The organism is Psychrobacillus sp. FSL W7-1493, assembly GCF_038004905.1.
Taxonomy (GTDB): Bacteria; Bacillota; Bacilli; order Bacillales_A; family Planococcaceae; genus Psychrobacillus.
Genome location: NZ_JBBOSB010000001.1, coordinates 3,251,338 through 3,264,943 on the forward strand (window position 1 = coordinate 3,251,338; position 13,606 = coordinate 3,264,943).

General features: G+C 36.7%; 8 protein-coding genes. All 8 read right to left on the reverse strand.

From position 1 onward, the window contains the following. Positions 1 to 316: 316 nt before the first annotated feature. On the reverse strand, positions 317 to 1,726 hold the full coding sequence (locus tag MKX96_RS16145) for a TcaA 3rd/4th domain-containing protein (protein ID WP_340885265.1): 1,410 nt from the start codon (positions 1,724 to 1,726) through the stop codon (positions 317 to 319). Between the two features lie 66 nt (positions 1,727 to 1,792). Then, positions 1,793 to 3,526 carry a TcaA NTF2-like domain-containing protein gene (locus tag MKX96_RS16150; protein WP_340885268.1) on the reverse strand — a complete coding sequence of 578 codons (1,734 nt, stop codon included), beginning with the start codon at positions 3,524 to 3,526 and terminating at the stop codon, positions 1,793 to 1,795. A 22-nt stretch (positions 3,527 to 3,548) separates the two neighbouring features. Beyond that, positions 3,549 to 4,382, reverse strand: a complete 834-nt coding sequence (locus MKX96_RS16155) for a hypothetical protein (RefSeq protein WP_340885271.1) — start codon at positions 4,380 to 4,382, stop codon at positions 3,549 to 3,551. A 292-nt stretch (positions 4,383 to 4,674) separates the two neighbouring features. Beyond that, complete coding sequence (locus tag MKX96_RS16160) at positions 4,675 to 6,909, reverse strand: hypothetical protein (protein WP_340885273.1); 2,235 nt, start codon at positions 6,907 to 6,909, stop codon at positions 4,675 to 4,677. Between the two features lie 255 nt (positions 6,910 to 7,164). Further along, positions 7,165 to 9,480 (reverse strand): hypothetical protein, encoded by a 2,316-nt coding sequence (locus tag MKX96_RS16165; protein ID WP_340885276.1) that lies wholly within the window; start codon positions 9,478 to 9,480, stop codon positions 7,165 to 7,167. A 1,031-nt stretch (positions 9,481 to 10,511) separates the two neighbouring features. Then, complete coding sequence (locus tag MKX96_RS16170; RefSeq protein WP_340885278.1) at positions 10,512 to 11,636, reverse strand: acetylornithine transaminase; 1,125 nt, start codon at positions 11,634 to 11,636, stop codon at positions 10,512 to 10,514. Beyond that, positions 11,633 to 12,412, reverse strand: coding sequence for an acetylglutamate kinase (gene argB / locus MKX96_RS16175; RefSeq protein ID WP_340885281.1), 780 nt, complete (start codon positions 12,410 to 12,412; stop codon positions 11,633 to 11,635). The genes MKX96_RS16170 and argB overlap by 4 nt, the downstream gene beginning before the upstream one ends. Continuing rightward, a complete protein-coding gene (gene argJ / locus MKX96_RS16180) occupies positions 12,375 to 13,601 on the reverse strand; it encodes a bifunctional ornithine acetyltransferase/N-acetylglutamate synthase (protein ID WP_340885284.1) in 1,227 nt (408 codons plus the stop codon). Before argJ ends, argB begins: the two co-directional genes overlap by 38 nt. Positions 13,602 to 13,606: the final 5 nt, after the last annotated feature.

Genomic DNA, 13,606 nt, shown 5'->3' on the forward strand with positions numbered 1-13,606 from the left:
TAAATAAATCACATTATTCCGACAATTAACTTCATTTGCATTCTCTTAGTTGAAAATTCCTCTATATTCGATTGTTCTCGACAGCAACTTATGTATTATTCTGTAAAAAAAGCGAGGAAAGTTTTTTATAGGACTGTTAATTTTATAGCCTCTATTAGATAATATGAATACGAAAATTTATCGCTATCTATAATTGGGAACAATTCTTAAATACTGACTGGTCAAATAGGTATATACAAAAAAGCAGCCTGGCATATACCGGCTGCTTCCTTTTTAATGAATTGTGTGGAAATTGTGTGTGACACAGGGACAGACACTAATCGATAATCTCTTTATCCGTCGTTAATTGCTCAATATTTAATATATACATCTCACCATCTATAACTTTTACTGTATATCCCTTTGTTTTCTTATAGATGTAATTATCTTCATCCGAGTAAAAATAAAATACTTCTGCTGTTTTTACATAGAGTGTTTGGGCATCTACTGCCTCTACTCCCGTAGCTGTATTAGACTGAAACTGATACTTATAATAGCCATCGATTTTACCGTGGTTTTCTATTTCCTTCATATAAATAGTTTGCGCTTCACTTCCTGCCGGGAAAAAGGATGAGATATAGGAGTAATCTGCATAATTTAAAGCATATTCAAATTCATTCCTAAATGAATCAATATACTCTGCAGCCGTTTCAGCATACATGTCTACAAGTTGTTTCTTTTCTTCTGTTGCTAGTTGATTTGCACGGTCAATTTGTAGCTTTTCTTGTACATGCGCGAATTCAATATGAGTATTATCTGATGTGACCTTAACTGGTGTTCCCTTTAGGACGTTTCCATCTGATCCTTTTATTTCTGCCGAAAGCTGGATAGTACCATCAAAAGGAAATGGTCCAATAGTATTTGTGTCTTTTATTAATTTTTCTGTGGTTATGTTATTAATCGATAATACAGCCTCTTCTACATCGGATGTAAGAGAGACCATCCCGGCTTTTAGTGGAGGAATAAATCTGTATGTATTATCCCCTTCTCCTATTACCGCCATATCACCTGAATCCTCAATCACTGCATATTCACTTGGTACAGTAGCTTTCCAAGCGTAAATACCTGGCAAAAATTTACCTAGACTTTTAACCTCTCCTTGCTTACCTGAAACATCTAAGTCTCTTACTGCTAGAGAAGTTTTATCTAAAGGTAGCTCTACATGAACCTCAATCGGTTTTAGATTAAATGATATGCTGTCATAAATCCCAAAAAGGATGGAGTCATTTGTGACAGACAAGAATTTATTACCCATGGAGTCATCTATTATATTGGATAATTCATCATTTTCTAGAATAGTTACTTCTTCAAGGAGTTTTTCACGTAAGCCCTCCCATCCTTCAGTCTCTACATACGAATAAAAACCCTCTGGATCACTCACTACTTCATCTGAAAACGTAAAATAAGATAAAAATTCTTCCTTCTCACCTTTTAAAAATGCTTTGTTCATCTCTGAAAGGTGCCTGGACGCATCATACTTCCATTGTAAAAAGTAGTGTCCTCCAATTAGCGCGACAGCGATCACCAGAACAGAAGCATAACTTAATCTACGTCTATTGCGCTGCTTTGGTGTCAATTCCTTCTTCAATGGTTGAGTCATTTCTACTGATTCTAGCTTTGCACCACAATTTAAACAAAATCTTTCTTCCCCACTTATATGTGTTCCGCAGTTTATACAGTTCTTCACTCATTTCCCCTCCTATACAAGAAGCAGCCAATACCACGTACTGACTGCCCTAAAAATATGCCTTATTTAAATTTCCTTTGTAGAGACTAGCTGGTGCACAAGCCAACGATTATCCACTTTTTTTACAAGGGTAACTGTATTGTATTTCTTATCCTGCTGACTGTCTGGATAATAAATTGTAAACGCTTCAGTCGTCGTAACCTCATATGTATTATCGCCTTTATCAACTACATTCGTTACGACTGAAGATATGTAGTCTTCCTTAATTCCTTTTTTCTCTAACTCAAAAATATAATCAATAGATTCCTGTAGCTTAGGACCATCCTTTGACAAATAATCCTCGACAAACTCTATATTACGATTATTGATGGCAGCCACTCCATAGTAGGCATAATCCTCCATGAAATCTTGTAGCTCTTCTTTGACGGATGCAAGCTTCTCTGTTTGAAACATTTCTTTATTAGGCTCATAAATAGTTTCTGATCCTAATAGTGTTTCAGTAGAGATTATTTCTGACCAAGTATTTTCTAGGGAATGTACATTCCATTTCTGTTCTTTTGAATCATAGCTAAGATAAACTTTTTGGGGGTAAATTTTATTCTCTAGACTAGGGACTTCCTCCAATGAATATAGGGATTCATCAAAGCTATAAGCGATATCTAAAGATATAATAGTCTCATTTTCTATTAAGCCAAGGGAATTCCAGTTGATATCTAATTGATTAAGCTTCCCCTTGTAATACCGTTGATCATCAATTAAGTAATCAATTTCTCCTTCTTGAAAATCCTTTTTAAAATTCGTAGAAGCAGTGGTCAATACAGTAGTTGTTTTACTTGCCTTTGCATTTGCTATTTCTTCTCCGAGTGAGAGTAAGGTGGAAGAAATAATTTCTCTTTGTTTGCCAGAAACAGGGGCTACTTTCACTTCAATGTAATCTCGATCAATTGGAAATGCTTCTGTAGTCGATTCCCCCCAAGGAAACTGAGCAATTATCTTTGCTTTTATATAACCATCTAAAATAAGAGGCCCAAATGGTTCAGTGATGCCGTTCTCATTTACTGAATATGAATTATTATTGATGACAATTTGAATATCCTTCATCATCTTAGCATCGTAATTCTCTACAGCTATTACCGCGTGCGAAACTGGTAAGTTAGATTCCAAAAAGCTAGGGTTAGACATATCACTTGTCAAGTAAAGCTCTTGTTTACTAGAAGATTTACCAAAATCGTTATTCAAATTGGTCGATACAGTATAAATGCCGGGAGTTAGAGGACCAAAAATAACCCCTTCACTATCTTCCTTAATTGGAACTTCCATTTGGTTAAACTCGAAATGGAGTCCTTCAATAATCTCTCCCGTATAAACAAACTGATCCTTAAGTTTAAAGCGATACTGTTGGAACACACCTAAAAATTTCCCACTAGGTTCAATCGACGTTAATGGGTCAATTATATCTTTTCCCTCTTTTTTCACTAATGCAAGCAATGCTTTTGCTTCCCCTTTTTTAATAGAAGAACCATCCTCATGAACAGTTAAATCTATTAATCTATCTACCTTTTCTTCAGATAATGCTTCCGTATAACGCTTTATAGTGGACTTCTCTGAATAGTAGTTTGATGCCCAAAGAGAAAACCCAACAAGTATAACTAGTACGGCACCAATCATACTTCTTATAACCATCTGTTTCTTTGTTATTATTTTCTTTTCTTGTTGATCCGAAAATCTTGTACCGCAATTTGTACAAGCAAAATCATTATTTCCTATTTTATGACCACATTCTTGGCAAAACCTATCCATACGAACCCTCTTTCAAATATGTCTAATAGTCTGTAAAGTAATTTAAATATTGACCAATTGTTGAATCTGCAATGACAGAAATAAAGATGCTGTATAGAATACAAACAAGAACGATATATAGAAGATATCCATAATAGGAGTCAATGCCCTTCGGACTATTAGAAAGTAACCTTGACATAATATAAAGTGGAATGACTATAAGAATTATAAGGAAAGAAATGACCAAAATAATATTTCCATATAAATATGACTTTATTAACATTAAAAATAATCCAAATAAGGATAGTAAAATAACGGATAAAATATGTGCTCCATAATAACTGATTAACTCTTTCCAAGAGTCGCCGGATCCAAAGGCCTTTCCCACGATGAACATACTTAATAGAACGATAAGTACGGTAAATAAAATAAAAAAGACTATACTGCTAAAAATAGATAAGAAAGATGGACCTACATATTCATTTTCAAATAAACTTCCTACACTTCCAAAAATAGATGATGTGATACTTTGAACAAATCCATATATCGCTAACCCTATGATAGCTGCAAGGATGACTATTGAAATCATTCCATTTATAAATTCTTTATTCCCAGCAATAAAGACTTTTGATGGGTTTTTAATAAAATTAAGAAAATAAGACCAATAAGCTTTTGATTGTGCCTTCACTTTTTCTACATGTGCGCTTGGTTGCACCTGTGGAGCGACTGGTTGTGAAAAGGAAGGTCCTTCCTGACTGACTGTTTCCGAAGTAGCTGATACTTGTTCATTGGAGACTGATACCCCCAATAATGACCCGCATTTTCCACAAAATTTACCTGTTTCCTGGCTTGTGCCACATTCTAAACAATTTTTCATCTTTTCCTCCTAGATTATTTATATATTCTTACTTAAGACTCATCTATTAGCATGTCTTTAGATATAATTTTAAAGTTACCAATAAAACCATTAACATATAAAAATGGTAAACTTAAGTAATTCTATATAACTATATCATATTTTGTCTGGATATGAAGAACAATGTTTTATTTTGTTGAAAAATAATGAATTCTAATTTAATGTTATCAACTAATATTCATTGAAGAAAAATAAGTAGCTCTGCGAATATAAAAAAACTCCAAAGATTATTATCTTTGGAGGCGTTGATTTTTTAATATTTAGTTATTATTAATTTTGAAGGCATTTTTATTTCGAAATCATAGGAATTCGATACACCACCGACTGCAACTACTTCTAAAGGTCCTTGTAAGCCTGATTCTGTTCCTTCATTAATAACTTCACCAGCTGACTTATCCTCTTCTGTTGCTCCAATTTTCACTTTGAAACCGTTAGTAGTTTTGGAGAATAAGTTACCGTTCTTATTATTACTATTACTGTATTGAACGGTTGTTCCATCTTCGTCTTTTAAAGTAATATATGCTGAGCTAGCTATTACAGCGTTGTCTCTAAAAACTATTGAATTATTACGAGAGATTGGTGCAACTGTAAACTCCAATTCTTCATCAGTAATATTTCCGTTCTCTGTTTTGCCCTCAGAGACCGACTGTAGATTAAAAGGTCCTTCAATTACTCTGAATAACATTCCACTATTAAAAGTTGGAGTTGTTTTCCCTGCCGGCTGTTGAACTATATATATATCATTTATAGCACTCTGCTCAATACTAGTATTGTATTTCCAAGTTCCCGCAGAACCCATTTTCACCTTACCAAGGAATGCACCTGTACTCTTAAAGAAGAATACCTCATAGTTAGGCTGACCTGTCCCAGACAATTCAATTTGATTACCTATCATGCGGTAGCCAGAGGAATTTTTAGAAACAAATTTAGTATCCAACATTAACGGTACTGAGTAGTGATTTACCGATATATTGAAAGAAGATGATGAATTTGTTTGATAATTACCGTTTACAATATCTTCAATATTCAATGCAGCTTTAAAAGTATCTAAAGATACCGCTACATCTTCATTTTTATAAGTATCTGTGTAACCCTTCAAAATATATTTTAAGCCGTCTGAGGTTACAAAGTAATTATTAGTATAGTCTATATAACGAACTGCTTTATTTGATATAGTACCTGTTTTGGCAGGTGCATAGAAGTTTAAAGTAGGTGATGTTTGTGTGTCAGCTACTCTATTATTTTCTAATCTATTAAAGATAATTACTTTGTCTAATGCTGGTGTATTTACGTTGCCCGCTGTAAAGGTAATGTTAATAGTACCATTTTTATCAGGTATTACGTTTACACTTTTAGCTCCAGTAATGTTATTTTCTATCCCGTTAATTGTAAGTACTTTTAATCCAGTGGGGATATCAACTTTAACTGTACTATATCCATAACCAGAAAATGTGCCAGTTAATGCTAATACTTCTGTAGTGTCTCTATGTTGAATTGTTGAATTACCCATTTGAATTGGAATGATGGTTCCCGGTGCAATAAAGCTAACTGTACTTCCCTTATACTTTACTGAATACATCACACTAGGGGTTTGAGCAGATGTGGTTAAGGTTACCGTCAACCCATCTCTGCTTAAAGTAGCATTAGTGATTAACAAAGAATTATCGGCAGTAAATTCTGAATTTCTAACTGATGAAATAGCTCTATTCAACTTTAAATTAAGTGTTGTATTATCTATTCTAGTGATGGAGGTAATTTCGATAGGCAATGCATTTGTCACGGAGGTTAAGCTACTTTGCAGTCTACTTTCCCATTTCAGAACATTGGCATCTAATATCGCTTGAGCTTCATATATTTTTCTAGCTGCTTCTGCTTGTCTAGATAATCTAATATCTTCAGCAGCTCCTTTAGTTAGCATATGAACGGTTACATCATTTTTCAATTCATTAATCAGCTTCTCGGCAGGACCCTTAACTACGTTTCGAATTCTATCACGAGTAGATTGTCCATAAACTCGATCTAATAAAATCGTTTGTTTGCGAAATTCTGCAGTCATTTCATGATATGACTTTTCCACTAAACCAAGATTATTTGCTGAAACAGCTGCTGAAAGTGCAATTGTTTTATCGTTAATTTTGGTGCTAGCAGTAATGGCATCTAAGTATCCCTGCGCTCTTTTTAATTGTGTTTTTGCTTCTGTCAATCTAAGATCATATTTCAACTGTTCGGAAAAGCTTAGCTTTTTTATTTCTTTCTCTGCATTTGCGATAGCAGCTTTTGCTTCATTATATTGACTCCACGGCTGAGTGACCCCATCAGCCGAACCTTCTATTGAGATTGCCCATTTTAAAACAGTACTTGAATTTTGAACGTTCGTCATTAGTTGATCAATGTTACTAGCTGCTTTTGACTTGTTAGGTGGCAATGCCAGAATTAAAGAAACGACTATCAAGCTTGGTATCAATAATTTTGCTATTTTATTTTGCATGAATATTTCTCCTTTTTAATATTGATTACAGTTTACATTTATTAAATTAGTGAAATTTAAACCATATGCACTTAAATCAAGTATTTTAAAATATTCCAAATTTCATCGTAATAGTTCTCTATCATATTAATACTCTAGCCTTTGGCTACACTTTTTACTCTGCCAAGTAGTCGTACAAAAAAACTCTTGATTATAATATAATCAAGAGTTTTTTGTTAAAAATTACAGTTTATATTATTTAGGAATATAACTGTATTATTCAGCTAAATAATTTACTACTGTAGTTTGAGTTTTATCTGCAGTTTTGAATGTTAATCCATCTTGGTTTACTAAACCAGATACAGATTTAATAATAAATTCTCCACCTGTAACAGTTCCATCAAAACCAGCTGTTTTCTTAATATCTGTGATAGTTAGGACACCTGCTGCAGTACGTTCTACAGTTAATGTAGCCGTGTCTCCAGTTGTATCATCTACAACAATAGTAGCTTTTGTTGGAGATTTAAAATCATGGTTAAAGGCAGCATTATTAAATGTGAATGTTAAAGTATCATTGATTCCTAATTGATCATTACCGTTATCTGTAATCTCAATTTTAGATGCTGTAAATAGTCCATAATTAATTGCAGAAGTATATTCTATATGAGCATCTGCATCAACACCACCATCAAGATCGGACAACTTAGAACCTGCAACTACTTGAGCAACTATAAAGTTGTTACTAGCATTTTGAGTTACTGTCGCAACATTTGTTGACCAAGTGCCATCAGGTTTAACAGTAACTGGTCCAGCTACAACCGCGTCAGCATTAAAGTCATAAGTAGAGTCTGCACTTTCGAATACATATACTTTACTTCCTGGTTGACCTTTACCTGTTAATAGAACTGAATTACTATCAACTGTATAAGCTTTTGTACCACCGAATTTATCTACTGTTAATGAATTAGCAACATTTGCATCTTCAATAATGCTCCAAACAGAAGTTGAAGCTTTTGTAGCTTTATAATCTACTTCTACTTGATCTTCTGCATTTAGAGCAGCTTCAAACTCTTCAAGCGTAGCTGGCTTACCTTCAATAAAGAATTGATCATTAGCATCGTAGTTTAATTTAAAATCTGTAGTAGCTGATGTATTAGCAACAACAAAGTCATTTGTTTTGTTTAGTGCGTCAAAGTCTCCATCACCAAATACAAAAGAATACTGAGCATCAGTAGCTGCTACATGAGAAATAGTACCACCAGCGATAATATCAAAATCATCATCTGTACGTGTAATTACAGGATATACTACATTTGATAAGCCAGACGCGTTAGCAGCTGTTACTACAAACACTACCTTGCCATCTGCACCAACTGTTACTGGAACAGCCGAATGACCAGTATCAGCAGCCTTGTTTGCACCATCAATATTTGAAATGTATGAATTACCAGCAGTCACTGCACCAGTACCATCTTCTTTTGTAAACAATTGTATGTTTACATTACCTGTGTACGGACGACCGTTTGCATCTTTAACGGATACAGTATAAGTACGAGTAGAACCTTTTTCTAAATCAACTGTATCTTTAGCGTCTACTACTAAATTATTCTCAGTTGGAGATGCTGGAGTAGTAAATGATTTACCAGTTTCCGCTCCACGATAAGTTAATTTGTAAGTTTTAGAGGCAACTTGTTTAGTAGTTGTTAAAACTGCAGACTTTTTATCAGATGATAAAACTGCCTCAGTTACCACTAAGCTATTATCAAATACGAAGTCACTAGTTGCAACCGCTGTGTCAACTGCTTTAGTAAAATTAACTGTTACTTTCGTGTCGTTTACACGAGAAACAGTTAAAACTTGTAATGGCATAGAAGTTGCTACATCCTCAACAGATTTTTGAAGAGAAGTTTCCCATTTAAGGATATTAGCATCTAAGATTGCTTGTGCATCAGCTAATTTTTTAGATGCTTCTTCAAATTTTGAAGCTTTAACATCTAATGCTGCAGATTTTGCAAGCATGTTAACAGTAACATCATTTTTCACGTCTGCAACTAATTTTTCGATAGATGGTTTTACTTTGTTACGGATTTCATCACGTGTGGATTGTCCGTATACGCGATCTAAAAGAGCTGCTTGTTTACGGTACTCTGCAGTTGCAGTATGGTAAGCTGCTTCTACTTTTTCGATATCGTTAGTTTTAATAGCTGCATCTAAGCCAGCTGTTAAAGTTTTAATTTTTTCACTTGAAGTGATTGCATCAATGTAAGCTCCAGCGCGTTTAACTTGTAGTTTTGGTTCAACAAGTTTTGCGTCAGTGCTTAATTTTTCAGATCCAGAAAGTTTTGCAGCAGCTTTTTCTGCATTAGCAATTGCTTTTTTAGCTGCATTGTAGTGATCGTATGGACGATCTACAAAGTTAGCAGAACCCTCTACTGAAATAGCCCACTTAAGAACTGTACCTGCATTTTGTGCGTCTGTGATTAATTGATTTACGTTTGTTGCTGCATCTGCTTGTTGAGCTGGTGCTGCTGCAACGAATGCTGAAGCTGCTACTGCAGTTGAAGCTGCAATTTTAATAGCTTTTTTCTTCATAAACTTGTGATCTCCCTTCGCTTGTGTGTTGCTTTTTTTGTAGTGTGTAAATGCGGTCGCCTGATCGCGTCCATTATCATCACCCTAACAATATATGAGTATACCCAACTCTTATACTAAAATCAACCAATAATATAGAAAGTTTACCAGTTTTTTTAAAGAATGATGTTATGAAAGCACCAGTGACTTCATTACACTTTCCATAATACAGTAACATTACCATTTATGCTAGTCTTTTTTAGAATTTTTTCTTTTTACAATATAGTTTGATAGATTTCTGTTACCTCCCATTTATTAGGATAAGTCTGATTAAAAAAATAATTTTATATTTTTTAGAAAAAGGCGTGCATTTTTCCAAATATATGTTATGATGTACAGTATAGAAGGTTACTTATAGATGTGTAACGCCGTAAACTTGTTTGTACATTGATTAGTGTGCAGCCTTCTACTTCCTTCGTTTTATCGCTCAAGAAAAGAAGCATCTGATCTTCGGATGCTTCTTTTCTTATTTTATGAGACAAATATAATTTCCATTCTAAAAAGAAGCATCGACCTCATATTGGGTCGATGCTTTTCTATTTTCTGGTTATCTTTTTGTGCGATGACCTTTAGTAGTTTTCTATATTTAAACCATTTTTAACCATAATCCCTATATTAGATTAATAATTATATGATTCAATTGGATAGTATAATAGATATCAATTAATTACTTATAATGGAAAACGAGACTCTTATTCCATTGTAATATAGCTCTTCTTCTTGTAAAACACCTGTAAAATACTTGAAATAGTAGGATGTTAGACTTAGTATGAAAGATTTATCAATTTGGTAAGATTCCAAACGATATTGCTTTATTTATATAGTAAGCTCCTTTATATTTAGTAATTATTACAAGGGCTAGACACCTGTAATACTATTGAAATCTAGCTTTTCTTCTATATAAAGGTGGAAACACAAAAAGAACCCCTCTATTAAAGAGTGGTCCATGATTTGTGAATAGCGGTTCGCTGAGCGCTTTAATTCAAGTTTATTTAGTTTAGGATGCTAGATAGGATTTCTACTGCTTGATCGATTTCGTCACGAGTTACTGTTAAAGGTGGTAGCAGACGAATGACGTTTGGTCCTGCTCCTACTAATAGAAGTCCGGCTTTTTCTGCTTTGGTTATGTATGGTGCCGCTTCGTCTTCACAGACGAGTCCTAGTAATAAGCCAGCACCAACTATCTCGTAGGCTGGCTGAGTTTCGTTTAGTTTATGCATAAGATACTCCGACTTTTTATTAACCTCGTCTAAAAACTTCAATTCAAATACATTTTCTAGGACTGCTTGTGCAACTGTGACTGCTAATGGGTTGCCTCCGAACGTTGTGCCATGTGTTCCTGGACTAAATGTTTCTCCTAGTTCACTTGTTCCTACCATAGCGCCGATTGGAAAACCACCGCCAAGACCTTTTGCCAGTGTCATAATATCAGGCTTTAAGACGGTTTGCTCGTAGGCGTAGCGGGTACCTGTTCGGCCGATGCCTGTTTGGACCTCATCTACAATCAATAGTATTCCCTTGGATTCACATATATTAGAGATTGCTTCGGCGAATTCAGGGGTAACTTTGTTGACTCCCCCTTCTCCTTGGATAACCTCCAGCATGATCGCACCGACCTCTTCATCGATAGAAGCCTCTAACTGCTCCACATTATTGAATGGCACAGTTTTGAATGTCTCTAGCACTGGACCGAAGCCCTGACGTACTTTTTCCTGACCAGTTGCGGACATTGCTCCAAATGTTCTGCCGTGGAAAGAGTTCTCGAAGGTAATGATCGTGTGCTTGCCTGTATGCTTACGGGCTAGCTTGATGGCAGCTTCGTTTGCCTCGGCTCCACTATTGCAGAAAAAAGCATGGGAAAAGTGAGTTCCTTCTATTAGAGTGCTAGCAAGCTGCTCTTGCTTTTTACTTTCGAATAAATTGGATGTGTGCCAAAGCTTTTCGCTTTGCTCTTGGATTGCTTTTACAATGGCAGGGTGCGCATGCCCTAGGCTGAGCACCGCTATGCCACTAGTGAAATCCAAGTATTTTTTGCCCTGATCATCAGTGACGATTGTGCCCTTTCCTTCTATTAAATGTACGGGGCGTCGGGCGTAGTTTGGAAAAAGAGAACTCATGCAAAAACCTCCTGATGAACTATCGTTGTGCCGTTTAGCTTTTCATCTACAATTTTGACGGACGGAATGCCTTCTTTTAGACATTCCATAGCTGCAGTCACTTTAGGAATCATCCCGCCATATATGTCTTCGGATGCTATCCATTCCTTGATAGAGGGTGTTTGCACGACCTCTTGGACTTCTCCGTTGATTTTGATACCTGGTGTATCTGTTACGAGCAGCAGGCAATCTGCTTTGATTGCTAAAGCAATCTTACTTGCTACTGTGTCTGCATTTATATTGAGTGGTGTTGCGTCTGGTAGGCAGCCAATACAGGAAATGATTGGTGTAATACCGTTTACAAGCAGTGTTTCCAGTATACCGGTGTTTACTTTTTTTATTTCCCCGACGAAGCCGTAAGTCTCCTTGTCTAAGAAGTCGCATTCGAGTAGATTGCCATCATAGCCGCTCAAGCCTACAGCTGCTATCCCGTTTTGATTGAGCTGGAGCACTAGGGCTGGATTGACCTTGCCGACGAGTGTGCATTGGACAATGTCTACCGCTTCCTCGGAAGTTACTCGGAAGCCATTAATAGTAGTGGAAGCTACTGCCTTGTCTGCTAGTGCTTTGTTGATAGCTGGACCACCGCCGTGGACGATTATGATTTCATTGCCCTCAGCTTGTAGCTTTTTGAAGTTTTTGAAAAACTGTTCATTTAACCCTTCCAGCATACTGCCTCCAAGCTTAATAACGATGCGATCAGGAACGATAGGTTGCATTGATTTGAACGTAGTCATAAGTCAAATCACACCCCCATGCAGTTCCTTGGCCTTCCCCTTGGTTCAGTTCGATTAAAAATTTCACTTCTGCTTGCTTTAAATAAAGCATCGTTACTTCTTCAGAGAATGGGACAGGCTCCCCATTTTCTACAACCGGTGTTGGACCGATTGAAATCTTAATAGCGTTCGGATCTATCGTTGCACCACTGTAACCAACTGCACAAATCAATCTGCCCCAGTTGGCATCACTGCCGAAAACCGCAGTTTTAACTAGCGGTGAGCCTACGACCGTCTTGGCAATTTTACGCGCCTCCTCATCGTTGACCGCACCCTTAACTTCTACCTCAATCAATTTGGTAGCTCCTTCTCCGTCTTTTGCAATCATTTTAGCTAAATCCAATGCCACGGTATGAAGCGTTTGGACGAAGTTATCCCAGTCTGGATGAAGTGGAGTCAATGGATTGTTTTCCGCTAAGCCGTTCGCCATTACTACTACCATATCGTTCGTGGATGTGTCGCCGTCTACTGTTATGGAGTTGAAAGTAACATCTGTGATGGATTTTAGTGCATCCTGCAGGTGGGTTGATTCGATATTGGCGTCTGTCGTAATGAACGCAAACATAGTCGCCATGTTAGGCTCGATCATACCTGAGCCCTTGGCAGTCCCTGCTATAATGACTTCCTTGCCATCGATGACGGTTTTGTAGGAAGTGTCCTTAGTGACTGTATCGGTTGTCATGATCGCCTGGGAGAAATTGATAGCCCCTTCTAGCTCGTCGATTGGCTCGAGGTGTTTGATTCCCGCTAGGACCGGCTCCATTTTCATCATTTCACCGATGACGCCAGTGGAGGCAACTCCGACTAGGTTTGGGTTAATGCCAAGCTTTTCCGCTGTTTTTTCCTGCATCGTGTAGGCATCGATTAAGCCTTGCTTTCCTGTGCAGGAGTTTGCGATTCCTGAGTTCACGATGAGTGCTTGCATTTTCTGTGTGGTGTATACGACTTCTTTCGTGACGATGAGTGGCGCTCCTTGGACTGCGTTCGTTGTGAAAACCCCAGCAACACTTGCGGGCACCTCACTTGTGAGTAGGGCTAAGTCTTTTTTCTTGTGCTTAACGCCGCAGTGGATGCCGGTCGCCTTGAAACCTTTTGGTGAAGCGATGTTCTTGTAGGTGATGCGCTTCATCGTCATTGTTTCTGTCAACATGGGGT